Source organism: Candidatus Nitrospira allomarina (genome assembly GCF_032050975.1).
Classification (GTDB): domain Bacteria; phylum Nitrospirota; class Nitrospiria; order Nitrospirales; family UBA8639; genus Nitrospira_E; species Nitrospira_E allomarina.
Genome location: NZ_CP116967.1, coordinates 648537 through 673964 on the forward strand (window position 1 = coordinate 648537; position 25428 = coordinate 673964).

Here is a 25428-nt window from a genome sequence, read left to right on the forward strand (position 1 = left end):
CCCCATGGCTCATTTCCTCAGTACCAACCCAACTCCAGAAGAACTCATCGCGGTCAATCGATCCATGGAGGGCCAAACTCCTCGGAAGATTGTCGAGACCGCGATTGCGGAATATGGGGGAACGATTATTCTGGCCTGTAGTTTTGGGGCCGAGGATGTTGTTCTAGCCGATATGATGTTCCGCTCAAATCCAGGCAGCACACTCTTTTATTTGGATACCGATTTTTTATTTCCTGAAACCCATGCCGTTCGGGATCGGATGATTCAACACTATCAGCTAAAGGATGATCAGATTATTCAGGTCAAATCTACGCTCAGTCCTTCCGAACAAGCCGCAGAGTTTGGGGAAGCCTTATGGCTGCGGGATCCCGATCACTGTTGCTCACTGCGAAAGGTTGAGCCTCTCACGCGCATCCTGGCAAAGTATGCAGCGTGGATAACGGGGATTCGGCGTGATCAATCACCCACGCGTGCCAATGCCGGTATTGTGGACTGGGATACAAAGTTTGGCCTTGTGAAATTTAACCCCTTAGCCGCCTGGTCATGGGAACAGGTCTGGGAATACATTCGCACGAATGCCGTTCCCTATAATGCATTGCATGATCAACACTATCCCAGCATTGGATGTACCCATTGCACCGCACCTGTCATGCCAGGAGAAGACCCACGCTCCGGACGATGGAAAAGTTCGGGAAAAACCGAATGTGGGCTTCATCGATGATAATCGAGCCACAGACACATATCGTCATTCATGATTTGACTTTTATTTTCCTCAATCAAGTAGCTATTGGAGAGCGCCAGTGAAAAAAATTGCCGTCATTATTACCAGAGGGGGATGGAACAACCTTTTCCAAGCCTGTGAGTGGATCGCCTTTGCAGCGGCCAGTGGCATCGAGGTGAGTGGCTATTTTCGAGACGAAGCCGCAGGTCGAATGACCAAAACCAAGATCAAAGAACTCACCATGTCCTCGGAGTTTAAAGGGCGAGAAGGCTTTGTTCGTGAACTCTTGAAAAAGGAAGATAAAGCGGACCTCTCGAAACTCATGCAAACCTCTAAAGAAAAAGGAAACGTCAAATTTGCGGTGTGTACGGATTCTCTGAAATATTTCGGGGTGAAAGTCGAAGAGCTCATTCCGGAATTAGATGAAGTGCAAACCGCCGAGGCTTTCTGGAAAGAAGCTGTTCTTCCCGCTGACCAGGTTTTGACCTTTTAACCCGGAATCATGGCATGGATCATCTAATTGCAAAAATTGGAAAAGGGCTAAAGGGGGCCAAGGATTTGACCTGGGATGAGGCCAAGCTTGCTCTGAACGCCATTATTGAAGGGCAAGCCACTGACGTTCAGGTGGGAGCGTTTTTGATGGCCATGCGTATCAAAACCGAATCCATCAGCGAACTCGCCGCCTTCACCACCACGGTCCGCAGGTGGGCGCCACCGATTCCACTCCCGCATGCCGAAAACATTGTGGACCTTCCACTCTATGGAGAAAAACACAACACCATCCATGTGGTCCTCGCCGCAAGTCTTGTCGCGGCTGCAGCCGGCGCAGGTCTCTTCATGCATGGCGTAGAAAACCCCGACCTCCTTTACGATCTCCCTCAAGTCCTCCGTCACTTACAGCTTCCTATCGCCAATACTGCGGCTGAAGCAATTGAACATGGCGCTCAATCGCCCTGGGTGTATATGGATTTAGCCGGATATCATGCACCATTAACCAAATTACTGGACCTGCGTCAGTCGTTCGGATTGCAAAATTTGTCCCATCAGGTGTCCAGACTCCTGAACCCTGCCAGGGTCGGCTCACAAGTCATCGGAATTTCCCATCCTCCATACCTGGATAAAATGGTGGAAGCTTTGGACATGCTGGGCGCGAAACGGGCATTGATAATTCAAGGAGTCGAAGGATTTCCCGAACTGTCCCTTTCCACTCCCTCCTTAGCGCGCGAATTACGAAGCGGGCATATTTCATCGTTGGTCTTTCGTCCCGATGATGCCGGGTTCCGATCCGGACCATTTCAAGCCATGAGTTCCACCATCAATGGGCCGGGATCCGGGAACCCCCAACATGAAGCCCAATTGATCACGCAATTACTCGTCGATCGCCAGAAAGGCGACCGACGGAACTGGGTGATCATGAATGCAGCCTTACTGATGTATGCCGCAGGGTTGGCCTCCTCTCTCGCACAAGCCACACCGCTTGCCCAGGATACACTGGATTCCGGAAAGGCCGGAGCGTTTCTTACCGCCTTGGCCCAAGGGCGCCCTCCACAGTCCACATTCGTTGTCCCCCCTTCACCGGCGGTGGTGCCCGCATGAAGCATATCCGCCAGTTAGAAGATCAAAGCGTCTATATCCTGCGTGAGGCCTACAAAAACTTTGACAACCTGGCCATGCTGTGGTCCATGGGCAAAGATTCTACGGTGTTGTTGTGGCTGGCCAGAAAAGCATTTTTTGGCCATGTTCCCTTTCCGTTACTCCATGTCGACACCAGCTATAAAATTCCTGAAATGATTGAATATCGGGATCGCCTCGCACGCGAATGGCGATTAAATCTGATCGTGGGCCAAAACAAAAAAGCCCTGGCCGAAGGGATGAACCACACAAGGGGACGAGTGGAATGTTGCACCGCCTTAAAAACCCTAGGGTTAAAACAACTGCTGGAGGAAAAGGGCTACACAGGGGTCATTTTGGGTGTGCGATCGGACGAGGATAGTACCAGGGCGAAGGAACGGTATTTCTCCCCGCGGGACAAAAACAATGAATGGGATTTCCGCGATCAGCCCCCCGAACTTTGGGATCAATATAAACTTTCGTTTCCTCCGGGCACCCATATCCGGATCCATCCACTTTTGGATTGGACAGAGATCAATATTTGGGAGTACATCAAATTAGAAAATATTCCCTTTCTGGATAATCTCTACCTGGATCAAGGCACCGGCAAACGCTATCGCAGTCTGGGATGCGCCCCCTGTACGACACCAATTGATTCCACCTCGAAAAATGTGGATGAAGTTATCATTGAATTACGCAACACCAAGGTGGCGGAACGGGCAGGACGCGCACAAGACGAAGGACGAGGGATGGAACAATTACGTAAAGATGGGTACATGTGAATATGACGGTCACACCAGCCAAAGGCCAATCTCACGACACTCCCCAGGACAATTCCATCCAGGAGAGAATGAATATCGTGATCGTGGGTCACGTCGACCACGGCAAATCCACATTATTGGGTCGTCTGTATGCCGACACCGGAACCTTACCAACCGGCAAGATTGAAAAAATCCAGGCCATTTGCAAGCAACAAGGCAAAGAATTTGAATACGCCTTTCTTTTTGATGCGTTTTTAGAAGAGCAACAACAGGGGATCACCATCGACACCGCCCGTACCTTTTTCTCCTGGGGCGGACGACAATACATTATTATTGACGCACCGGGACATAAGGAATTCTTGAAAAACATGGTGTCAGGTGCCGCTCGCGCCGAAGCGGCGCTCCTGGTCATCGATGCCCTGGAAGGGGTGCGCGACCAATCAAAACGCCATGGGCTGTTGCTCTCCATGTTAGGAGTCAAACAGGTGACCGTGGTGGTCAATAAAATGGATCTGGTCAATTACCGGGAAGACACCTTCCACGCCATCGAAAAAGAATACCGGGAATTTCTCACCCAATTGAACGTCATTCCCCAATACGTCATCCCCGCGAGCGCCAAACAGGGCATCAACATCATCAAATCAAGCCCGGAAACCCCGTGGTACACCGGACCATCCGTATTGGATTCCCTGGCACATTTTCATCTGGAATCCAAGCGTGCCGAACAAACGCTTCGTCTTCCCATCCAGGATGTGTATAAGTTCGACGCCCGCCGGATTTTAGTTGGCCGGATCACGGCAGGAAAACTCAAGATTGGGGACCGGCTGGTCTTTTCCCCCTCCAACAAGTCGGCCAATATCGAAACAATTGAAGCGTTTAATATCGATCCACCGCCAACTCAAGCCGAAGCCGGCCAATCCGTCGGCATTACCCTGGATGAACAAATTTTTGTAGAGCGAGGGGAAATTGCGACACACGATAATGCCAGGCCGTTGGTCTCTACCCGAATTCGTGCCAACTTGTTCTGGTTAGGAGGGCGACCCTTAGAAACCCGTCGGCCGTATGTCCTACGACTGGCCACCAGAGAAGTCTCCTGCGAAGTGGCCACCATTCATCGCATTGTGGACGCCACCAACTTAGACGACCGACAGACGCAAACCACCGTGAAACGGAATGAAGTGGCCGATATCACGCTTCGGACCAAATCTCCCATCGCTTTTGATCTCTATGCGCAGTTCGAGACTACCGGCCGCTTTGTGTTGGTGGATGAGTACGATGTGGCAGGAGGGGGAATCATCACGGAACTGGTCCAAGATGACCAGGAAGATTTTCGAACGGAGGCACGCGAACGGGATTCCGCATGGGTCAAGGGAGATGTGGGAGCCGAAGACCGGGCCCAATACTATGGACATCGAGCGGCTGTAGTCTTACTTACCGGGCCCGATGTGACCGCGAAAGGATTTCTGGCTCGGAAACTGGAAACCGTGCTCGTCGCGGAAGGCCGGCATGCCTATCTTCTCGCGCCGGAGAATCTGCAACGCGGACTTGATGCTGATCTCGTTGACACAAAACCAGATGAAATCATCCGACGGTTTGGCGAAGTTGTGCGTTTGCTGACCGATACAGGCTCACTGGTGATTTCCACAACCAATGCCCTCAAAGAACCGATGAAACACATCGTGCAAACCGTGCAAACGTTGGTGAACCCGATCCCGGTCATCACCATCCACATGGCCAAAGATTTACAAGGGCCTCAACCGGATACCGATCTGATTTTCGCTGGGCCGGAAAATTTCGACGACTGCACCCACCAAATCATTGACTTGCTCAAATCCAGGGAGATCCTCACTGAACCTCCCAGGGGCCGTGCCGACTTCCAGTACTCCATTTAAGTCAATCAGTCAGTTCGCATAAGGATCTGACTGAAAAAATCATTTCCACTCGTGGGACCCACGGTTGCTCAGGGGCGAAACTCGCCCGTGTATCCAGACGTATCCTTTTGGTAAGACAAGAATCCATCCGTTTTCTTCCTTTGTAGGCACCGTCTGACTGAAAACTCAGATATCACGAGTGTGAAAGACGAGGAATTGCCATTATTATTTCGGCCCAATGAGCACATGCAAGTGTGCAACGGGTTGTGAAGGCTTCAAGTCATGATGACAAGTGCGAATCAGCAACCTGTATCATAGCACGGCCTATTATCATTCTGTTCAATAATTTGGAAGCTGCCGCGCGTGTAGAACCAGTAGCGATAGGCACCCAAGGCATCAGGATTGCTGGGATCCAGCGGATGGAAGATGCCAAACGTGCCAGGATAGTGATAGGTGGTTTTATAATTCTGATCGTGGCCGGGACATGGATCACTTTGATACTTGGCAAGCGTTAACGCCCAGATGCCCCATTGGTAGTTCCAGGGGTATTTACCGGCATCACTATCATGGCGGTCATCGTTGATGCGGCCGTTCGGGTAGTAGAGCACCGCGTTATTTTTGGCGTAAGTTTCCCACTCGCAGATCTCGTCACCATGATCATAGGCCGTATTTTTCACCACCCTGTCATGGCCCGTGTACGGAAGGTGTTGAACAACGAAGTTGGTGGGGAGGAGCTTCGCGTACAGTTCGCGCTGGACCGCCCGATCATAGCCTTCCAAAAGCAACCCGGTGACATTGTCGTCCCATGGAATCTGGCCGGCAAGCAGTGGCGCGGCCAGGGTCTTGAGCCGTCCCCAGTCGGTCACGAGGCGATCGAATTCACCTCCAAGAGAGACCAGGGTGGCCGAGAATTGATCCGCCAATTGATTCGCCAAATCCCCAGCCGCTATTTCCTGGTTCTCCTGTGCCTGCAGGGGCGTGCCGGCCGGCGAATTGGTATGAGACGCGGCTTGATTGGCAATTGCGGTGCCGACGGTCAGCGCGACCTCGGTGCCGGCCGCCACAATCCCGCCTCCGGGAATCGCATTGAGCAAGCTGGACCCAATACCGAAGACATCACTCAATATGCCTGTCCATGAGGCGGCATGCGCCGGGGTGGTGAGACCGACTTGCAGATTCTCTAAAACCATGTCGCCATCGTCTTGCAATAGCAGCGACACGTTGGCCTGCTGATCTTGGTACAGGCCAACAATATTGCTTTGGAAGAGGCGCGCCAGCGTGACGTATTGAAACTCGGTTGTGAGCTGCTGCACCATAGCCCCGAAATCTGCGGGACTGGAATTGGGGATTTTCGAGGGGTCGTAGGTCAGTTGTGGCAGTTTCGCCAGCCAGATATCGGGCGAGATGTTAAGGTTGACATAGACTGCGCGAATATCGGCGCAACACAGCTGACGGCTGATCCAATCGTAGACGGCCTTCGATCCCGCCGGATCGGGTCCGGGGAACGGCCAGGGCGTAGGATTCAGCAACGACGCCGACAAGATATCCGAGATCGTCGTCTTGCTCAGGTTGAGGCGGTGTCCGAACGATGCCGGACTGTAGAACCCCTGATTGTTCATACGCAGGAACCCTTCCATATCTGCGCCATGGCCCGCCCCGGTTGGAGGCGGAAATGCCTCCGTTTCACGCGCGATGATGGAGCTCATCTCGGCGCCCACCTGAGCTAGACCCGTGTCCGTGCTTTCTCCTCCGACACCGTCAACAAACGACCCGACCAGGGTGTAGTCGTCATACTGGAATGGCTGGACCTGGGGGTTGTTGGCGAGATAGAAGACCTGCTGTGTTCCCCCCAGATTTCTGATCAACTGCGAAGCTTTGTACCAATTGGCACGCGCCGCACAGGGCTCGTGGGTAACGGGCTGGCAAAAATAACTCGTATCGCCAAACGCGGCGACGAAGAAGAGATAGCCATAGGATTTGTAACCGGTGATCGTGTCATACAGCATATTGACTTCACTCGCGTCACTCGTGCTGGGATAGGTCTGGTTTTGGACCTCGCTTAAATCCTTGCTATTCAAAATCAGGAGATGGAAACCGCCCTTGGCCCCGTTTAATGAACGCGAGGCATACGGAATACCGTCCACGATGATGGTATGAGTCTGCCCATTGGGCCCATCGGCGTCCGTTGCGGTAGAAAAGCTGATCAGTCGGTCATTTCGTGTGAAGGTATAATTATGGTGGTTGTCAGCAATCAGAGCGCCGGCGATGTTGCCGAGTTGTGACGGCCTCGCTCCCTTGGGTGCGGTGAAGGACGTATTGGGAAAGCCGAGACTGTCACATGCCGGACTACCGCCGCCATAGTTGGTGCCACTGCACGTTAAGCTTTCAAAAAAAGTACCTGGGGGTGGTGACGGTGGCGAGGACGTGGGTCCGAAGGGTACTTTATTTGATACGGAAGAGAACGCGATTTGCGCTGAACTCCCGTTGGCGTAGGCAAGTCTCGCGGAAAGACCTAGCCCATTCAGCATATTTTTAAAGGATTCGCAATCCTTTGGAAAATCATGACGATAAGCCTTAGAGCACGGAGTAAAGCCAATGGTTCCAAGACTTTGGATAAGTAGAATGCACCCGGCAGAAAGACAGTGTTCAGGCGTATAGACTACTGATTTATACAGCGGTGAATCGTGCCACCGGCCATCACTGGAAGGCCGCTGATTAACTACCGAAACATTGGATATTACCGACAAATCCCAGCGCCTCATAAAGACGACCTGGAAACCGGCATTCGAACCGTCGCTAGGGACGGACGCCGGTATCAGCGTAGCTGCCGTGGGATCGTCCGGATCCTTGTAGAGCGCGATACGGTAATCCGTAGCCTTGTCGCCTGAGCCGGTGACCACACGGGTCTTAATGGGGACCAGCAGCGGCAGATTGGCCGCAGCGGAACTGTCACTCTGATGCTCATCAAGAAAAAAATGACTGCTTTCCCGGTGCGCTCCTGATTTTACGACAATCTGATTTTTGCCCCAATTGACCAAGGGCCGGTCGACCTCGGCCCGGCGAACACCTTCGCGGTCGGTCTCACCAAACCGCGAAGTAATGTCAACGCCATCCAGCAATACCTGCATGGCCTTTACCGCATGAGGTGCCACGCGTACCTGGATGGTAATGGGTGTCGTGGTATGCGCCGAGGCATTCATTGGGGACATGATCATGATAGATTTTCTCTGCGATGTATCGGTACTGGATTCCGCCAGCGAAATTGAGCTTCTGGTACATGCCTGCAGCAGAAGGCAGAAACACATGACGTAAAGGTACAACCGACGATTTTTCACATTATCCTCCGCTACCTAACAGAACTCGTGAATCGGTATATTTTTTTCGCGCACGTGGGCATCAAAAACTGATTGACGCAATTTTCAAACACTTGATCGAACACGTACCCCGGCAAAAAATAACGAAAAAAACAAACAGAATCAATCAATTTTGGACATTATTCGTCACGAATAGATGCCTGCAAGGAGCTTGAAAAAGGACGGTAGGCGTGAGGGCGCAAACTTGATGGTGGTACGGTCAGCGTCAATCCTTTCGAGGTTCATCAAGTTTCAGCAGATGGTGCCGTATTTGATGTCATTCCATACTCTCTCGTAGAGGTGATAGCTCACTTTGTGAGTTTGTCGATGAACATCTACAAGCCTCCTTTTAAACAGCGATCCTTCTAGAGAACCTCAAATTTCAAAACAAACCCGTTTCCATCAGGAAGGATCAGACAACTTTAATCCCGCAATGCCCACAATAATGAGAGTAATACAGAATAATCTGACCGCATTTTTCGGCTCATCAAATAGGAGAATACCCAGGAGAACCGTGCCCACGGCACCAATACCCGTCCACACCGTGTAAGCGGTTCCCATCGGAATTACCCGGAAAGCCAACGACAGGCACATCATACTCACGGCCATGGCCACCACGGTGCCAATACTCGGCCATAACCGGGTAAACCCATCCGTATATTTCAATCCCGTGGCCCAGATAATCTCAAAAATTCCTGCTACCACCAACAACGTCCACGCCATAGACCTCTACTCCTTCCTCTTCTCTGCCTTTTACATTGAATGTCATCACCCATTCTAAAAATCATTCACAACCGAAAGAGATTATCCCAAAAAGAAGAAGCCGGGAACACTTAAAAAAACTTAGCCTGGAATGAAAGAAAACTGAGAGTGCTTCAGACTTCAAAGGCCTCCAGGTTTACCAGAACAATAAGGACGGAGTTGAAGGTTTTGTCCCCCTTGGCACAAAGTCGGTTGATCTTTCTTCTTTTGTGGCTATTCTATAAAAAGAACAAACTTCCAAAAGAAAATGTTTGTGAATTTAAAGGGAGAATCAGTGTATAATAAAGAAACTCCCTGATTTTCAGGGAGAAAAGGTTGAACGTTAACAAGGGGGTGACTGGCTTCGACGGGAATCAAGAGGTCAACAGAGCGTGTCGAGCTCTCGGAGTCTCGTAAAACCTTCGGGAAAACATTAAGTGCCAACGATAACTTGGCTCTCGCGGCTTAATTGACCGCGACGTCCCTCCTCTCTTTGCCTGCGGGTGAGGAAGGGGCGTCACACTGCAGGCTGGTCCAATGCCGGTGCTCAGCGGCGGCGGACGAGAACATTCTGGGCTAGCGGGTGCTCTAAGCCGGTCGGTGGGCGTGGGCAACTGCGAATAACAAATCATCGGCTACACACGTAGGGCTGTTGCGCTGAATGTTCTCGGACAGGGGTTCAATTCCCCTCACCTCCACCAATCGGTCCCTGGATCATACGATCCAGGGACCTTTTTTTTGAAGACCTGGCTTACAATGCCGCACATGTTGCAATGGTTTATCAAACCCTAAAAACCCTATGAGCGTATGGGGTAAGATATACCGCGAGGCTCATCGATGGTGAGGGAACCATTACCCTTTGCATCAAATCTCAGGATTGTCTAAGCATTTGGAAGAAATCAGCATATGCCCGCACACACTTCAAGACTGGGACTGCAGGGGGATGATAATTTGTGATTATCAGACAAGGCATCTTCCGACTTTCGATTTCGAAACTCAAATAATATGCCTATTTTCCGTAATCATGTACATATCCAAATAGAACACGCAATCTCTGTATGACGGACAAATTACTGACAAAGCTTGAAATTCTCTCCGATGCGGCAAAATATGATGCATCGTGTGCTTCAGGGTCTGCGGGAAAACGACAAGCGAAAAAAGGCGAGAAGGGCGTTGGTTCGCTTACCGGCGGCTCAGGAATCTGTCACAGCTTTACACCCGATGGGCGTTGCGTTTCCTTACTAAAGATTTTGATGACCAATTATTGCATTTATGATTGCCATTATTGCATCAATCGAGTTTCCAGCAACGTTCGCCGGGCCCGCTTTTCGGTGCAGGAAGTTGTCGACCTCACTTTAAACTTTTATAAACGCAATTATATTGAAGGGCTGTTTTTAAGCTCCGGCATCATTCATACGCCCGATTATACGATGGAAAGCATGGTTCGGATTGCCAAAACTTTGCGCGTAGATTATGAGTTCAGGGGATACATTCATCTCAAAACAATACCTAATGCTTCACCGGAGCTTCAGACAGAAGCCGGGCTATACGCAGATCGTCTGAGCATCAATGTTGAAATGCCCACCCAATCGAGCCTTAATAAATATGCGCCTGAAAAAGACTTAATGGCGATTACAGGCGCGATGAATACACTAAAAAATAAAATTTCCGAACATCGATCTTCCAGGACACTGAGCGGAAAAAAACTTCCGCGGTTTGCTCCTGCCGGACAATCAACGCAAATGATCATCGGAGCGGACGGATCGAACGATAAAACTATTCTTGACTGCAGCGTTAAGCTTTACAAAGGCCAGAATTTGCGGCGGGTGTATTATACCGCCTTTTCGCCTATTCCGGATCCATCGAAAATCCTCCCGGTTAAACCTGCACCGCTCATCCGGGAGCATCGGCTGTATCAGGCCGATTGGCTATTGCGGTTTTACGAGTTTAAAGTTGATGAAATTTTGCAAACCACGCATGATGGAATGTTGGACTTGGCCTATGATCCAAAACTGGCCTGGGCATTACACAATCGTCAAATATTTCCCGTAGATTTGAACAGAGCCGATAAACATCTTTTGCTCCGCGTGCCAGGACTTGGAGTGCGAACAGTGGAAAAAATTCTCTCTATCCGACCTCACGCCAATATTTCGTGGGCGGATTTGACCAAAATGCGTCTGCCGCTGGACAAGCTTAAACCCTTTATCACCGTAACAGATTATAAACCTGCCATACATCTTCTGGATGCAGAGAATCTGGGGTTGATCTTGACAAAACCACAACAGATGCAGCTGTTTGGTTCTTACGGTACAGACCCAGCACACGATGAAACACATTTCCATTCTTAATATTCCAGGATACCAAGAATGGCGCGAGGCAGCGAGAAACGCGTTGATACACGACATCGCGCCTGAACAAATTTTGTGGACGACAGGACAGGACCGACAAGTAGATCTGTTTAACGCCACCCGTCCCGGTGACGAAAAACAAGCCGATGCGACTGAGAAAGATTCATTTGATCGGTTCCTCACCAAGAGGCCGCCTAGGCCCGTGCATGTTCCACAAACGTTTTTAAAGCTTTGTGAGATGACACTTTGCCATCAGAGCCCGGAAAGATTCTCTCTCTGTTATCGCGTCCTTTGGCGCTTAGCGAATGAAAACAAACACCTTCTAAATTTCAAAACCGATAACGATCTTTTACGTTTGAACGTCCTCTTCAAGGCGGTGCAACGGGACGCTTATAAAATGACGGCCTTTCTACGTTTTCGTCAAATTACCCATAATGGCACCGAGCATTTTATAGCCTGGTATGAACCTGAACATTATGCACTTGAGCTGAAACTTGATTTTTTCAAAACGCGTTTTAAAAATATGCGTTGGTCAATCTTGACACCCTATCGTGCCGCGCATTGGGACACAAAATGTCTCACGTTGGAGGACAATCCCGATCCGTCTGTCTACCCCCGAGAGGACAATATTGAGAAATATTGGCTGACATATTACGCAAGTATTTTTAATCCGGCGCGTCCGAAGAAGAACGCAATGTTGGCACAAATGCCGAAAAAATACTGGAAGAATATGCCAGAAACGGATCTTATTGAGAAAATGCTGATGAAATCCGAAGCCCGGACCCGCGAGATGCTAGAGAAACCGTAAGCCGTAGGACTTTGGAAACCGTTGGAGTGTGACCACCTTCTTCACTCAATCATATCGGCCTCCCCCGTTTTCACGATCAAGTGAGTAAAACGTTTCTCCTCCTGTGGCCGCCGTTCAAGTTTCAGACGTCGCACCTGGGATGCGGAAGAGGCCAACTACTCCAGCCTAATAGAGATCCAGAAGACCCGCTAGTCGTCAGATGATGGGGCACTCGGAGCCGCATTCGATGCTAGCCACCACGCATCCCACGTGGAAAGGCATAGTCTGACCACACTGAAAAGCATGGAACACCCGTCCCGTCCCCTCCACCAATCGGCCTCTGGATCACACGATCCAGAAGCCTTTGTTTGTCCAGCCCACCTCCTACAATGGCACAGGGAATTTCATGACCTACCTAGCTGTAAAATCACTGTCACCCCTGGATGCAGGCTATCTCGCGGGAATAATCGATGGAAGAGGCACCATCACCCTCACGCAAAGAAATAAAAATAAACAGCGAGGTTTGGTCGTAACTGTCAGTAGTACGGAAATGAGCATTCACAATTAAATTCAATTAATAATCCAAAGGCTTTTCTTCCCGGAAACCTGTTCCGGTTTAAAATGATTGGGGTCTTTTCTTAAAAGAACAAAGAAAAAGATGACTCGTGATTCGTTTTTCTCAGGGCTCCTTCCATCGACATTAGCCATTCCCCTATTTTTTCGTTGCCATGTCCTGCACATCCGGCACCCGGCTCTCATCTTTCTCACCTTTGCTACCAGTCAGATCAACTGAAAGTTTTTTCCTTTTTTGTGATCCCCTCTCTCTAGTCCTTTAGACGTATTTTGTTCAATTTTTTGCTCCTTCCCCGTGGCTTTATCTGAAAACAGATGAAGTGAAAACCATACTCGATGGAGGGTAACCCATACAGTAGTGAGGCATGAGCATTCAAAAGAATTTTTGGAATTATAGTTTCACGCAAGCCATTGTATTTTAATGTTTTTTAGTGCATTTTTTTATTATTTTCTGAACGTAATTTTAATTTTGGTGAAATTATTAGAAATTCTTCATAAATTCACCAGGCAGAACGGTTACTTTTAGTCAATAAAAACAATATGTTAGGCGAGTGAGTTTTACATAATATGGGGAATGATTTTTGCTCATTTAGGCGGTCCTGTGGGTAGTTAGAGTTATTCTCCCAAGATGATTCGAGGGAGAGCGTGGTTAACCTTTTATTAATTTTGGAGGGCTGAATCATGGTTAAATTATTCACTGTTTTACTGACCTTACTTGTTGCCTTGTCCTTCGGCGGAATGACCTTCGCCGGGTCCTTGGCTGACAATTCGTCCATTCAGAACACTTTCCCCTTGGGCGCGGATGGGGATAAGGATGACCATGGCGATAAAGGTGACGACAAAAAGATGGACGACAAAAAAGACGATGAAAAGGATGGAGAAAAAGGCGAGAAGTAGTTTTTTTGCCTGGTCTACATAAATTTTCTTTTAGTCTGATTGAAGAACGACCTTCCAGGGCTTATCCTGGAAGGTCGTTTTTTTATGGGACATGTTTTCGTAATTCAAATCTAGCCGGTCTTTACCAATCAGCCCCTAGCCGATCCAGCACAACCTGATGCACAACCGTATAGTATCCCAATGTGGCCAAAAACACGGCGGTTTCGGCTACATCATAGGGACTGATTTTTTCACTATTAAAGATTTCTTCAGGCGTCGCATCCACTAATTCATCTGCCACACCACCCGGGCAGATCGCACTTACCTTGATATGAAAGGCACGTCCTTCATCGGCCAGTGATTTGGTCAAGGCCAGGATGCCATGCTTTGAAGCGCTGTAGACGCCTGTTCCTGCCCAGGCCTGAACGCCGGCTACACTGGAGATATTGATGATAAGCCCGCCACCCTGCTTTTTCATATGTTGGAACCCGGCTCGACAACAGAAAAAGGTTCCCCGCAAATTGGTACCCACCACCTCATCAAACATTTTTGTGGATGTGTCAGCCACCCGTCCTCCTCCAACCACCCCGGCATTATTGACAAGAATATCGAGGCGCCCAAAGCGCCTAACGGTCTCCTGCATGAGCGCATCGACTTGTTCTTCCTGCGAAATATCCGTTTTTTGAGCATGGGCTGTTCCGCCACCCTCTTGTATCTGTGCAACAGTCTTCTGACATAAATCGAATCGTCTGGCGGCCACCACCACCGTTGCTCCATCTTCTCCGAATCGAAGGGCAATGGCCTTTCCTATCCCGCTGCTGCTTCCCGTGACCACCGCGATTTTCCCTTCCAACCGTTTCATAGCTATCTCCTTTTTTAGGCCTCTCTCACCATACTGTTTCAGCCTCTTTGCCGAACCGGACGCTTCCATTGACTGTAGACCACCCCGTCAGTCCAGGCCAACCATGCTGAGACGACAGACATACAAAAACCTTCTCGAAAGGCTGGGCTTCATTTCAGAGAAACGATTTTACTGAATGAATTGAGCGCAACCCCACCATAAGCGGACAGGGAGTAGAGAGGGCTCCTTCGGCCAACAAAGAGAGGCGTTATGCCTGTCGCCCATTGTCCAGACCCCGACACGTTGAGCTGGAGCCCTTCCCCACCCGATTGCTTTTTCATTTTTCAAAACCCGATAACCCGCATAACTGGAGAATTCTCAAGGTTGTTTCTGGAAAACCGACAAGTCGAGACATGGCTCACTCTACGATCACGCCAATTGCACAAGAAGAGAGGGAAACCCTCCGTTCCTTCCTCGCCGGTCAATTGGAACGAGGAAATCTGGATCTTCCTCTCTTGCCCGTAGTGGCCAATCGAGTTCTTCTGCTTTCAAACGATCCCGATGCGGACGCCTCAAAGCTGTCTTCCTTGATTCAACAGGACCAGGCCCTTGCGGGACAAATCCTTCGCATTGCCAATTCCCCTGCCTATGCGACTCGCACCCCGATCGTCTCGCTTCAACAAGCCATAACATGGTTAGGGTTGACAATGTTGGCCGGGTTAGCGTTTTCGGTGTCGGTTCAGAGCGGCGTATTTCATACGACCGGCTATGAGAAAGAAGTACGGAACCTCTGGCGGCACGCCTTAGCAACAGGGCTTTTTGGAAAGGAAATCGCCAGACGAATCCGTCATAATGTGGAAAACGCATTTTTGTGCGGACTCCTGCATGGAATCGGAAAACCCGCCATTCTTCATCTGCTCTCCCAATCCCCAGACAAATCAGCGGAACCGGTTTCCTGGACCACCGTTGAATCCCTCTTCGAAGAGTTTCACGTCATGGCCGGCTCTAAATTAGCTGCTGTCTGGCAGCTGCCCGATCCGGTTCAGGAAACGATCCGTTACTGCCAGGACGACCACTACCATCAAGATCTATCTCCGACAAAGGGAGCCATGATCACCTGCCTTGCTCATCATTTGGCCTCTGTCATGCTTGGCGATTCAACGCATAACGAAGATACCTTGCTCTCACTTCCCGTCGTACAGGATCTGAATTTTTACCCTGAAGACATGGCGGCCCTTCTGGAATTGCGTGACCCCCTCAAGGCAAGCGTGGAGTGTTTTTTGCCATGACGTTACCTACTTCATTTGATCTTATGGTGATCGGAAGCGGCCCGGCAGGCCAAAAAGCCGCCATTCAAGGCGCCAAAGCAGGAAAGCAGGTAGCCCTCATCGAGCAAACCCGAGAGGTGGGAGGGGCTTGCGTCTATCAGGGCACCATTCCCAGCAAAACGTTACGGGAAAGCGCCCTTCAAATGGTGAGATTTCTCCAGGCGACTGAGGTCTTTGAATTCCGCATGCGCGACGATATCAAAATCACCAACTTGATGACCCGCTTGGACCGGGTGGTGCGCGCGCATGGGAAGTTCATGAAGGACCAACTCACTCGAAATGGGATCCACTGCTTTCATGGTCGCGCTGGCTTTACATCCGACCATGAAATACGAATCCAAAAAATTGACGGCACTGCCGCCCTCATCACGGCTCCGATTATCATCATCGCCACCGGCTCGCGCCCACGCGTCCCTGACAATATTCCCATCGACCATGAACATATTCTGGATAGTGACTCCGTTCTCTCCCTGGTGTATTTGCCGAAATCCCTGACCGTGTTGGGAGGTGGCGTCATCGCAAGTGAATACGCCTCAATTTTTGCCTTGCTGGGAGTGCAGGTCACCATGGTGGATACGGCAGACCGCCCGCTCAAATTTTTGGATCAAGAACTCACCGATGAATTTTGCGAAGCGTTTGAGAAAACCGGAGGGCATTATCGGGGTGGACAAAAAATCGACACAGTCCAGTGGGACGGATGTTCTAAGGTGACCACCATTTTAGAAAACGGTGAATCGCTGGAAAGTGAAAAAGTGCTGGTAGCTCTTGGACGAGTGGCCAATCTGGAACATTTAAACTTACAGGCCACCGGCATTGACCCGACGACTCGTGGGCTCATTTCGGTTAATAACCACTGTCAAACTACGGTTCCCCATATCTATGCCGTCGGTGACGTCATTGGCCCCCCATCGCTGGCATCCTGTTCCATGGAACAGGGCAGACGCGCCGTCTGTCATGCCCTGGGCCTCAACCCCGGCGGCGCTCCGGAGCATATACCCATGGGAATCTATACTATTCCTGAAATGTCGAGCGTAGGATTAAGCGAGCAGGAAGCCACGGCTAAGTATGGTGGAGCCACAGTGGGAAGAGCGAGGTTTCATGAAATTGCACGAGGACAGATCTCCGGCATGACCAATGGATTGCTCAAAATGGTCGCCGACCCAAAAGGCGAACACCTGTTAGGTATTCATATTGTCGGGGAAGGGGCAACCGAACTGATTCATATTGGCCAATTGGGATTGCTTCACCATATGCCTATCGACCGATTCATTGATAACATTTTCAACTTCCCGACTCTCGCCGAAACCTACCGCGTCGCCGCCCTCGATATCGCCAAACAACGTCAGCGCTAACAGCTGGCTTCTTGAATTTGTATTTTATTTTCGCAGTGTTGAAAAAAGCCGCCAGCGGGGTACTCGCCATTTTTTCGTGCTCACGTACTGGATGTACGCTCTGCGCGCAAAACAAAAGTTGTGCCCTTCAGGACACGGCAGGCAATTTGCGGCCTTGCTGGACGGACTTTTTTGAAGAGCCCGAGGCCTCTGATATGCAAGGTGCCCGTGGGTCAGTATGCCCTTGAAAAATAGTAGTATTCAACTCTCCCAGTGTAGAAGCCGTCATCAGTGTAATGATGAACAATTCGGCCGTTGAAAGAAAAACAAGATGAAGCGGGAAGACCTTAACGGCGGAGCGCTATCCCCATGATGGCAGGAATTTTCTCAAATGCCCTCAGAACCGATAGCTGAGCTCGTACAAGTGCAGATCCACTCCCCGATTATTAGACCCGTAGAGTGCCGCATCAGAAATATGATGAAATCGCCATCCCAGTGATATATTCCAGGGAAGATGATAGGTAATACCGGCATGCGCCACAATTTGAACCGGTCCGCCAATATCCTGCCGACCATATTTTTCCCTACTTAAATATGCCCCACCACCGCCAATGTCGAAGGTGAGTCTCCAATCTGTCTGCGTAAAGGCCAACCCGGGACTGACCTCCCCGATGAACCCGGCATCTCCGGCAGCCCTCAACGTCCCTGCGGCAACATTAAGCCTAAAACGAATATCCCACCCAGAAGAAAATTCCCAACTCCAAGGAGCTCCAATAACCGCAAATACGTCGTATTGCTGAAAATCTTCCTTTTCAGACGGCGGAATACCTAACGTGTCAGAATTTAATCCTCCCCGTACCCCAACAGAGAGCAATTCAATCTCTTTTGTATGGCCTAAGCCCGAAAAAATTACCGTGAGCCACACTATTATCCCAAGAATGCCGAGTATGGTAGTTGGGAATTTTGACACAGTTTTACATCTCTCCACAGTTGGTCCTTTTGTTGGGTTATAACAACGGCAAGTCATGCCACCACTTGACAATATCTTGCATGCCCCCTGGTTTGAGACTGCATGGTCTTTTCCTTCAAACTTAGGACTTGAGACCATAGCGACGGCTTTCACGGTCTTTCCACACGTGACCTCTCTGCTTGCAGCCGAAATCTTATGAAAAAAAATTACAAGAGGGGATTGAGAAAAGAATGCCAAGGGTACGGTGAGAGGGTAAACACTGACGGCAATATATCATATTCTCATGAGTCTGTCGTCCCCTGATATTTTTTTTTGGCAGCAATCGCTCTCAATGAACCTTCCGAATTCTTTTAAGGCGGTCCATCCAGAGTAAGAGTGTGGTTGCATATTCCCTTTTCTTTTATAAAAGCCTACCAGGTCTTCTTCACTCTGACAAAAATTTTGTTGGTTAGCCAATGCCAGGGGCTAGATCTTCATCAAGCCGCTCCTTTTGAGACTCGTTATAGGCCTTCTCGGCATCCTCTAACGCCGTGGACCGTTGAATTTCCAAGACCTCTTTGGGAGTGAGATATTTTAATGCCGTCGCTCCAAGCACCTTTTGCTCAGCAGTGCCCTTTAATTGAATATGAATCAAGGCATCTGCCCCCATACGCTGCGCCTTCTTCACAAGGGCAAAATGGAGTTCATCCCAATTGACTTTCGATTTATCAGAAGATTGTTCTACCTCTATTTCATCCAACGTTTCATAGGGAACAATAGGCACTTCCTCAAGTATTTCAACAACTTTATTGAGAAAAGCATGGTCATCGGGGGTGGGGACATCTTCAGCAACAGGTTCCGGGCGTGGAAATCGGGCCACCTCCACATCAAAATCTTTCAGTCGCATGGCCGCCAAGGCCGCCTCGTGGGGATTACTGCTTTCTGATAACCGTTTGAGTTTCTCCACTCGTGCAAGGGCTTCTTGGAGACTCATTCTCGCCCCAGGTTTTCGCAGGGCATTCACTGGCATTGCACAACTCCATGATCGTGTAGCATAGACCTTCCGACGCTCTTTTCAAGAAAAAGGAAATCGGTCATTTGAGGTAACTTTAAGTCCTGAATGACGACGAGCATGCCCAATAGCAGACGACCTCAGCTTTTGGAGTGTTTTTCTACCTGTCCAGGATTCAAGTTGTCAAATGATCTTTTGGCAAGGTAAGAAAGGCTCCATACGCTGTTCACTTCCCCTGGGGTCTTCCTACCCAGGGGCTGATCATCCAACATCGCGAAGGGATGAATTTGGTGCTGGCCTGAAGCCACCGAAGATCTTGATTGACCTCGATTGATCAGCAAACATGCTCTTCTGAATATAATGGAAATGGGATTTTTTCTTTGCCTATAGAAACCAATGTGGATTGAGCCCTGGTTCTCTGAAAGTTTTTATGGGGTCAATTTACAATGGTACGGTAAACCAGGTCAGCCCAAATAATCTAACTCTCCCATATTGCACATTGGCTTATTCCAATTTCCGCTCTGGAATTGTGTACCAATCTTGGTGGTGTCTATAATGAGTGGCTTGACTGGGGGTATGGTATGACCTCACGATTGTGTGGAGTTCCCCATACCATCCAACCTAATTCATACGAAGAAGATGGGAAGAAACCGATTTTCCCTGGCACCATTCAGGGTGAAAAAGGCAATCCACCAGAAATGTTCAGAAGGTAAGGAGGAAACTAATGAGTCTAGCAGATAACAAATGCGTACCTTGCCGTGGGGGCGTACCTCCGTTGGAACCTCAAAAAATCCAGGACCTCCTTGGTCAATTAGAAACGGGATGGGTGCTCAATGCTCAAGGTCATATTGAGAAAACCTATACTTTTGACAACTTTGCAGATGCCTTGGCATTTACTAATCGAGTAGGAAATGTGGCGGAACTTGAGGGTCACCATCCTGATATATATTTGGCCTGGGGAAAATGCAAGGTAGAAATCTGGACTCACAAGATTCAAGGCCTCACCGAAAGTGATTTTTATTTAGCCGCCAAAGCTGATCGCGCCTTTCACCTTCCTGCTGCCTATTGAAGGCTCTTATGGCCACCAGCCCGATTTTAATTCACCCGGTCGCTTCAGAAGCAAAACGAACCCAGACTGCGGCCTCTCAGGGCACCATCGATTTCCGAACTTTCGGTACGAAGGTCGCACTGGTAACCATGCCATTTAGTTATTCGAAATTTCCCTCGATCCAATTAGGGACCCTCTCGTCCTTACTAAAAGCGCAGGGGATTGGTGCCCAAACCTATCATTTCAATCTCCAATTCGCCCATAAAATCGGGGTACCGTTATATGAAATCTTATGCGAAAAACGTGGCCTATTTGGCGAATGGCTGTTCTCTGCACTCCTGTTTCGGAATAATCCGAAACACAGGGAATATCCTATGGTGTTCAAACCCATCTTCGAAGACACGGCTCGGGAAGCCGGCTGTTCAATCAGTCATTTAGAAGAAATTGCCCGGTCGATTGCTCCTCAATTTTTAACCTGGTGCCTGACATCAGTGAATTGGAGTCAATTCGACGTGGTGGGCTTCACCTCCACATTCGATCAAAATGTCGCCAGCCTGAGTCTGGCCAAATTGATCAAAGACGTCTATCCCGATGTTCGGATTGTTTTTGGGGGGGCAAATTTCGACGGAGAAATGGGGCTGGAACATTTTCGGGCATTTCCCTGGATTGATTACGTCGTGATCGGAGAAGGTGAACAAGCCTTTCCTCCATTGGTGCAACGCATCCTCCTGGATGATGAAACGGATATTCCTCCCGGAGTGGCCTTTCGATGTGAAGGACAGATCAACTTTACCCCCCAGGAATCCTTATTCACCAAGTTTTCAGAAACGCCCCCACCCGATTACGACGATTATTTTGCAGAGCTCCAGGAATTAGCCAAGCAGGGATCCACCGGATTGAACCGGATTCTGCTCTATGAAGGATCTCGCGGGTGCTGGTGGGGAGAAAAACATCATTGCACCTTTTGCGGATTAAATGCTCAAGCGATGGAATTCCGCGCAAAAAATCCTGCTCAGGTCGCCTCAGAATTGGACTATCTTTCCAGCCGCTATGACACCACCCGTTTTCGCTTGGTCGATAATATTATTGATATGAAATATGTGGACGGTGTCTTTGGGCAACTGGCCCAAGAACATGTGGACCTGGACGTGTTTATGGAGACGAAAAGCAATCTCAATAAACGCCAAATTCAGACACTGGCGAAGGGTGGGGTTAAATGCATGCAACCGGGCATCGAAAGCTTGAGTCCGGCGCAACTAAAGGAAATGGATAAGGGTGTCAGCCCACTACAAAACATTGAATGCTTAAAATGGAGCCGATATTACAATATTGACCTTTCCTGGAATATTTTATTGGGCTTTCCACAGGAAACAGATACCGATTACCAACACCAAATCGAGCTCATTCCCTCATTGATCCACCTGCAACCTCCAGAATCCACGGCCAAACTCTGGCTCGAACGGTTTAGTCCATATTTTAAATGGCCTGAACGCTATGGTATTTGCCGAACAGGACCGGGGTTAGCCTATGCCTATGTGTATGACGAACGGCAGGTTGATCTCAACAAAATCGCTTATGATTTTGAGTACACAATCGATTGGAAAGTCGATCCACATCTCTATAAGGAACTCGTCAGACTTGTGGAAGAGTGGAAACAGCGATATCACTCTTCTAATCGGCCCTTTCTCTTCTTTGCAAAAGCCTTGAGCTATCTGACCGTTTATGATGGGAGAGGCTTAACTCCGACGAGCGAACGATTTGAAGGACCACAGGCCTTCATCTTAGAATTTTGCAATGAGCAACCCAAGTCCGTCGAACAGATTCGTAAAGCCTTGCAGAGTTGCTCCTTTCCAGGATCGGAGGAAGACATTATCGTGCCCATTACCGATATCCTCACGACATTGCAGGGGAAAAGACTAATGCATGAGGAAAGGGGCCGGTATTTTACTCTGGCCCTGCCGGTCAATCCTCATCGTTGACATTTTTGCCTAACAACTGGAATAAAAACGCCACTCGCATTCACAAGCCACCGTATTTTTTTCTTCTTTTCATACACTTACTTTTTGGTGCGGTTCGTGCAGGATTTCTACCCATCGAACAATGTCAAAAAATCATGAATTTGTTTGACAATTTTTTCTTACGAGGGTAGCCTATTAAGTTGTGCACAGATTTGCCGAAAACTCTTATAAAATGAGCCACTTAGATAAAACATTACAAGTTCACCGCTCCTTCATGCCTTTGCGAGCTGCTGGTTTTGCCCGCAACGTACTGGTTGGCTTCAGTGTGACTTTGATCACGTTAACTCTCTGTCCTCAACCAACACGGGGAGAAACCTCTTTTTTACCTCCCAATGATTCCACTGAGACCCTTACGTTTAATTATGCAATTGCGAATAGCTACTCTCGCCCAGCAACCCCAATTGAGGCTCAACCGTTTGAGACGAGCACAAACCAGACCAATCAACAATCGTCTATCCTCATAAAACAAACTGGGGAAACTCCAGGCATGCCAGGGTTACCTACCAAGGATGACCCGAATCAGTCATCTGCAGAAGCCCTAGCTCGAACCCCAGAAAACCAGATTCAATCATCGAATCCTGTAAAACCCGTTGTTCCCTTATCAGTTGATGTTTCTCAGGAATCTAACGCTTCCCAAGATCAACGGATATTTTTATCTGACGAGAACAAATTTGAAGCCCTCGACACTCAACCTCAATTTTCAATTAACGCCTCCACAAAATTACGTTTTTACCCTGCTGACTCATCTGAGCAACGGTCGCAAGTTGCCCTAGCTCGATTTGCCAAAGTTTTCGATCAAACATGGGAAGCGCCCCACCAGAGAAAGCCTGGGACTTATGGCACCATTCCCCTTGTTCTGAACGATGCCGTAGAGAAAAATCTTGAATATTTTCAGTATGGAATTCATGAACGATTTCAATCGTATCTTGACCGCTTTCATCATTACCAAGATCTTGTAGAACCCGTTTTTCGTGAACTGGGCCTCCCGCCGGAACTCATGTATCTCTCACTCGTTGAGAGTGGGTTCAACCCACGTGCATTTTCTCGATCACGTGCTTCCGGCCCCTGGCAATTTATGAAAGGGACTGGGCGTGTGTATGGCCTCGATGTCGACTGGTATTTGGATGAACGGCGGGATCCGATTAAATCCACAGTTGCTGCCGCTCATCATCTTCGAGATTTATATGACCAATTTGGCTCCTGGCCTTTGGCCCTGGGGGCGTATAATGCGGGAAGCGGAAAAATTTCGCGGGCCATCAAAAAAACGGGCACCCGTGACTTTTGGAAGATTCGACGGTCACGCTATATAAGACGTGAAACCAAAGACTATGTGCCTCGATTTATTGCAGCAACCCTTATTGCCCAAAATCCTACAGCCTATGGATTCACGACTCCGGACGGTGATCGGCATGAATTTGAAGAAGTTCTGATTACGAAACGCGTTCATCTTTCAGCCGTCACCCAACAAACTGGTATTCCCGTTGAGGAACTCCAACGGCTGAACCCTGAACTTCGACGCAGTATCGTGCCCAGCCTTTCGACTCCTGGTTATTATTTAAAGGTACCCCTTGGAATGGCCTCGCTTGTTGAGGAACTCCATCCGACGCTCGCTGTCTGGACACAACCTCCTCCCCCACCAACCGAATGGCATACGGTCAGACGGGGAGAGAGTTTATCGGTTGTAGCCAAACGATATAGAATGAAAGTGAGTCAACTGAAAGAAATGAATAACTTGCGGAGCAATATAATACGAGTCGGAACCAAACTCCGGGTTCGTGGCGAGGGTAGTGACGATGATGCTGACTCGGAAATTACCTGGTATCGCGTTCGATCCGGGGATTCCCTGGGAAGCATTGCCACTCGATTTAGAAAATCCGTCAACTCACTGATGAGACTGAACAATCTCTCTAGCCATATTATTCATCCAGGAGATCGGTTACGCGTAAAAGGGGAACCTTCGGTCAGCCCTTCGAACAATAACAACTCTAAATGGTATAAGGTCAGACGGGGAGATAGTTTATGGACGATTGCCAGACAATTTAGTATGAGTGTGAACGATTTGCGAGCACTCAACAACCTCTCTTCCAGCATTATCCAAGCTGGCCACATGTTAATGGTCAGCCAATAACCCACCTAATCGGGTTAAACGACTGAACCCATACTATTTTCCCTCTCCTTTATCCTGAACTTGTGGATTTTCAGGACTGCTCTTCTCGGTTCCATCCAGGTCGTTTGTTTCCGAGGAAGGAGAATCTTTGGCTTCTTCGGGCGCTAATACCTCCACCCGAAGAGCGGCTTCCGAGGCAAACGGAGATAAAGGAAATTCCTGGATAACCTTTTTATACTGCTCCACCGCTTCACTAATATTATCATCTGACTCTGCAATCTTCGCCAGCTCAAAAACTACCTGGTCTTTATTTAACGCATGTGGATTGGAAAGCACTGCCTCAAAAGCTTTTAGGGCGGCCTCTCGATTGCCATTAAGTAAATAGGCAAACCCCAATCGTTGCTGAACTAATCCAAGGAGGATCTGATTTTGCCCATATTCCTTGACCCATGAAGTATAGACATCTATCGCCCCCTGGTAATTTTTCTCCTCAATCATGCTGTTTCCCAATAAAAATGAGGAGACTCCCGCGCTAGGCGTACCGGGAAATTGATCAAGGATGTCTTTGAACATGCCTGAAGCCTTTTGAATATTCTCTTGACCCTTTTTGACATCATCCATAGGACGATCCAAATAGACTGTTTGCGCCTGGCCTTCCAATTCCCAGGCTTGTTCTTGATTGTTTTGATTGAGCCAAATCAATGTCACTACCGCCACAATCACTGCCAGACTAAGAAAAATTCCTCCCCATACCAATGCCCGGTGCTCTTCGACAAAAAACAAAAACCGTTCTTTACTAGACAGAAACTGGGCTGGTTCCCCCATCGGAGATTTATTGCCAAGGTCCTTAATTTTATATCCCATAATTATTTTTCCCTCTCGTCACAGGACGACCCCATATTTTTTTTGCATGACGCATTGATCTAGGCGTGATGCCTTATACCCACGTGCCCTGATCATGTCAAACAGTATTCCACACTATTCCATTTGAGTTGACAAGGTCTAACTCACTGTTATAATAGAATAATTGCAGTGTTCTATTTTTAGGCGGATAGCTCAGCTGGCAGAGCGCTGCCTTTACACGGCAGATGTCGCAGGTTCGATCCCTGTTCCGCCTACCAAATATATTTTTTTGGCTTATGGTCTTCTTGA

Annotated in this window: 19 protein-coding genes, 1 tRNA gene and 1 other RNA gene; 15 read left to right on the forward strand and 6 right to left on the reverse strand. The window is 48.9% G+C overall.

The genetic code is table 11. The features are described from left to right. Positions 1–4 precede the first annotated feature (4 nt). The 5 genes from PP769_RS02770 to PP769_RS02790 all read left to right on the forward strand — a co-directional run bounded on the left by PP769_RS02770 (position 5) and on the right by PP769_RS02790 (position 4985). Positions 5–721 carry a phosphoadenylyl-sulfate reductase gene (locus tag PP769_RS02770; protein ID WP_312644887.1) on the forward strand — a complete coding sequence of 239 codons (717 nt, stop codon included), beginning with the start codon at positions 5–7 and terminating at the stop codon, positions 719–721. A gap of 79 nt (positions 722–800) precedes the next feature. Further along, complete coding sequence (locus tag PP769_RS02775) at positions 801–1214, forward strand: DsrE/DsrF/DrsH-like family protein (protein WP_312644889.1); 414 nt, start codon at positions 801–803, stop codon at positions 1212–1214. Positions 1215–1228: 14 nt separating this feature from the next. Beyond that, positions 1229–2317, forward strand: a complete 1089-nt coding sequence (locus tag PP769_RS02780) for an anthranilate phosphoribosyltransferase (RefSeq protein WP_312644892.1) — start codon at positions 1229–1231, stop codon at positions 2315–2317. Then, positions 2314–3114 (forward strand): sulfate adenylyltransferase subunit CysD, encoded by an 801-nt coding sequence (cysD, locus tag PP769_RS02785; protein WP_312644894.1) that lies wholly within the window; start codon positions 2314–2316, stop codon positions 3112–3114. Before PP769_RS02780 ends, cysD begins: the two co-directional genes overlap by 4 nt. A 2-nt stretch (positions 3115–3116) precedes the next feature. Beyond that, positions 3117–4985 carry a GTP-binding protein gene (locus PP769_RS02790; RefSeq protein ID WP_312644896.1) on the forward strand — a complete coding sequence of 623 codons (1869 nt, stop codon included), beginning with the start codon at positions 3117–3119 and terminating at the stop codon, positions 4983–4985. 278 nt (positions 4986–5263) lie between these two features. Here the strand turns inward: PP769_RS02790 and PP769_RS02795 are convergent, their stop codons facing one another. Continuing rightward, complete coding sequence (locus PP769_RS02795; protein ID WP_312644898.1) at positions 5264–8299, reverse strand: hypothetical protein; 3036 nt, start codon at positions 8297–8299, stop codon at positions 5264–5266. A 420-nt stretch (positions 8300–8719) separates the two neighbouring features. Beyond that, complete coding sequence (gene sugE, locus PP769_RS02800; RefSeq protein ID WP_312644900.1) at positions 8720–9040, reverse strand: quaternary ammonium compound efflux SMR transporter SugE; 321 nt, start codon at positions 9038–9040, stop codon at positions 8720–8722. Between the two features lie 368 nt (positions 9041–9408). Between sugE and ssrA the strand changes: the two genes are divergently transcribed. The 4 genes from ssrA to PP769_RS02820 all read left to right on the forward strand — a co-directional run bounded on the left by ssrA (position 9409) and on the right by PP769_RS02820 (position 13663). Beyond that, positions 9409–9759: a transfer-messenger RNA gene (gene ssrA, locus PP769_RS02805) on the forward strand. A 357-nt stretch (positions 9760–10116) separates the two neighbouring features. Beyond that, positions 10117–11406, forward strand: coding sequence for a putative DNA modification/repair radical SAM protein (locus tag PP769_RS02810; protein WP_312644903.1), 1290 nt, complete (start codon positions 10117–10119; stop codon positions 11404–11406). Next, positions 11384–12214 carry a TIGR03915 family putative DNA repair protein gene (locus tag PP769_RS02815; protein ID WP_312644905.1) on the forward strand — a complete coding sequence of 277 codons (831 nt, stop codon included), beginning with the start codon at positions 11384–11386 and terminating at the stop codon, positions 12212–12214. Before PP769_RS02810 ends, PP769_RS02815 begins: the two co-directional genes overlap by 23 nt. 1233 nt (positions 12215–13447) lie before the next feature. After that, complete coding sequence (locus tag PP769_RS02820; RefSeq protein WP_312644907.1) at positions 13448–13663, forward strand: hypothetical protein; 216 nt, start codon at positions 13448–13450, stop codon at positions 13661–13663. Between the two features lie 121 nt (positions 13664–13784). Here the strand turns inward: PP769_RS02820 and PP769_RS02825 are convergent, their stop codons facing one another. Next, positions 13785–14504: an SDR family NAD(P)-dependent oxidoreductase gene (locus PP769_RS02825; RefSeq protein ID WP_312644909.1), complete on the reverse strand. Its 720-nt coding sequence runs from the start codon at positions 14502–14504 to the stop codon at positions 13785–13787. Positions 14505–14896: 392 nt separating this feature from the next. On the opposite strand from PP769_RS02825, the gene PP769_RS02830 reads away from it, so the two are divergent. Both PP769_RS02830 and sthA read left to right on the forward strand, forming a co-directional pair. Further along, on the forward strand, positions 14897–15772 hold the full coding sequence (locus PP769_RS02830) for an HDOD domain-containing protein (protein WP_312644910.1): 876 nt from the start codon (positions 14897–14899) through the stop codon (positions 15770–15772). Next, the gene (gene sthA, locus PP769_RS02835; RefSeq protein ID WP_312644912.1) at positions 15769–17163 is read left to right on the forward strand and encodes a Si-specific NAD(P)(+) transhydrogenase; all 1395 of its coding nucleotides are present in this window, start codon (positions 15769–15771) and stop codon (positions 17161–17163) included. The genes PP769_RS02830 and sthA overlap by 4 nt, the downstream gene beginning before the upstream one ends. A 376-nt stretch (positions 17164–17539) precedes the next feature. On the opposite strand, the gene PP769_RS02840 is transcribed toward sthA, so the two are convergent. Together PP769_RS02840 and PP769_RS02845 are read right to left on the reverse strand one after the other, a co-directional pair. Beyond that, a complete protein-coding gene (locus PP769_RS02840; protein WP_312644913.1) occupies positions 17540–18112 on the reverse strand; it encodes an acyloxyacyl hydrolase in 573 nt (190 codons plus the stop codon). 448 nt (positions 18113–18560) lie between these two features. Further along, positions 18561–19121, reverse strand: a complete 561-nt coding sequence (locus tag PP769_RS02845; RefSeq protein ID WP_312644914.1) for a hypothetical protein — start codon at positions 19119–19121, stop codon at positions 18561–18563. Between the two features lie 706 nt (positions 19122–19827). Here PP769_RS02845 and PP769_RS02850 point away from each other — a divergent pair. From PP769_RS02850 to PP769_RS02860, 3 genes are all read left to right on the forward strand, one after another. After that, positions 19828–20172: a 4a-hydroxytetrahydrobiopterin dehydratase gene (locus PP769_RS02850; protein ID WP_312644916.1), complete on the forward strand. Its 345-nt coding sequence runs from the start codon at positions 19828–19830 to the stop codon at positions 20170–20172. Positions 20173–20180: 8 nt separating this feature from the next. Beyond that, a complete protein-coding gene (locus PP769_RS02855; protein WP_312644920.1) occupies positions 20181–22130 on the forward strand; it encodes a RiPP maturation radical SAM C-methyltransferase in 1950 nt (649 codons plus the stop codon). Positions 22131–22656: 526 nt separating this feature from the next. Beyond that, positions 22657–24297 (forward strand): lytic transglycosylase domain-containing protein, encoded by a 1641-nt coding sequence (locus PP769_RS02860; protein ID WP_312644921.1) that lies wholly within the window; start codon positions 22657–22659, stop codon positions 24295–24297. Between the two features lie 33 nt (positions 24298–24330). Here the strand turns inward: PP769_RS02860 and PP769_RS02865 are convergent, their stop codons facing one another. Next, positions 24331–25140, reverse strand: a complete 810-nt coding sequence (locus tag PP769_RS02865) for a tetratricopeptide repeat protein (protein WP_312644923.1) — start codon at positions 25138–25140, stop codon at positions 24331–24333. A 181-nt stretch (positions 25141–25321) separates the two neighbouring features. Between PP769_RS02865 and PP769_RS02870 the strand changes: the two genes are divergently transcribed. Continuing rightward, positions 25322–25397 (forward strand) — tRNA-Val (locus tag PP769_RS02870). Positions 25398–25428 lie beyond the last annotated feature (31 nt).

What these genes read in the sequence shown, in the direction of transcription:
- PP769_RS02770 (WP_312644887.1), top strand. Translation starts at nt 5, where the DNA reads ATGGCTCATTTCCTCAGTACCAACCCAACTCCAGAAGAACTCATCGCG.
- PP769_RS02780 (WP_312644892.1), top strand. Translation starts at nt 1,229, where the DNA reads ATGGATCATCTAATTGCAAAAATTGGAAAAGGGCTAAAGGGGGCCAAG.
- cysD (WP_312644894.1), top strand. Translation starts at nt 2,314, where the DNA reads ATGAAGCATATCCGCCAGTTAGAAGATCAAAGCGTCTATATCCTGCGT.
- PP769_RS02790 (WP_312644896.1), top strand. Translation starts at nt 3,117, where the DNA reads ATGACGGTCACACCAGCCAAAGGCCAATCTCACGACACTCCCCAGGAC.
- sugE (WP_312644900.1), bottom strand. Translation starts at nt 9,040, where the DNA reads ATGGCGTGGACGTTGTTGGTGGTAGCAGGAATTTTTGAGATTATCTGG.
- PP769_RS02810 (WP_312644903.1), top strand. Translation starts at nt 10,117, where the DNA reads ATGACGGACAAATTACTGACAAAGCTTGAAATTCTCTCCGATGCGGCA.
- PP769_RS02815 (WP_312644905.1), top strand. Translation starts at nt 11,384, where the DNA reads ATGAAACACATTTCCATTCTTAATATTCCAGGATACCAAGAATGGCGC.
- PP769_RS02820 (WP_312644907.1), top strand. Translation starts at nt 13,448, where the DNA reads ATGGTTAAATTATTCACTGTTTTACTGACCTTACTTGTTGCCTTGTCC.
- PP769_RS02825 (WP_312644909.1), bottom strand. Translation starts at nt 14,504, where the DNA reads ATGAAACGGTTGGAAGGGAAAATCGCGGTGGTCACGGGAAGCAGCAGC.
- PP769_RS02830 (WP_312644910.1), top strand. Translation starts at nt 14,897, where the DNA reads ATGGCTCACTCTACGATCACGCCAATTGCACAAGAAGAGAGGGAAACC.
- sthA (WP_312644912.1), top strand. Translation starts at nt 15,769, where the DNA reads ATGACGTTACCTACTTCATTTGATCTTATGGTGATCGGAAGCGGCCCG.
- PP769_RS02845 (WP_312644914.1), bottom strand. Translation starts at nt 19,121, where the DNA reads ATGCCAGTGAATGCCCTGCGAAAACCTGGGGCGAGAATGAGTCTCCAA.
- PP769_RS02850 (WP_312644916.1), top strand. Translation starts at nt 19,828, where the DNA reads ATGAGTCTAGCAGATAACAAATGCGTACCTTGCCGTGGGGGCGTACCT.
- PP769_RS02855 (WP_312644920.1), top strand. Translation starts at nt 20,181, where the DNA reads ATGGCCACCAGCCCGATTTTAATTCACCCGGTCGCTTCAGAAGCAAAA.
- PP769_RS02860 (WP_312644921.1), top strand. Translation starts at nt 22,657, where the DNA reads ATGCCAGGGTTACCTACCAAGGATGACCCGAATCAGTCATCTGCAGAA.
- PP769_RS02865 (WP_312644923.1), bottom strand. Translation starts at nt 25,140, where the DNA reads ATGGGATATAAAATTAAGGACCTTGGCAATAAATCTCCGATGGGGGAA.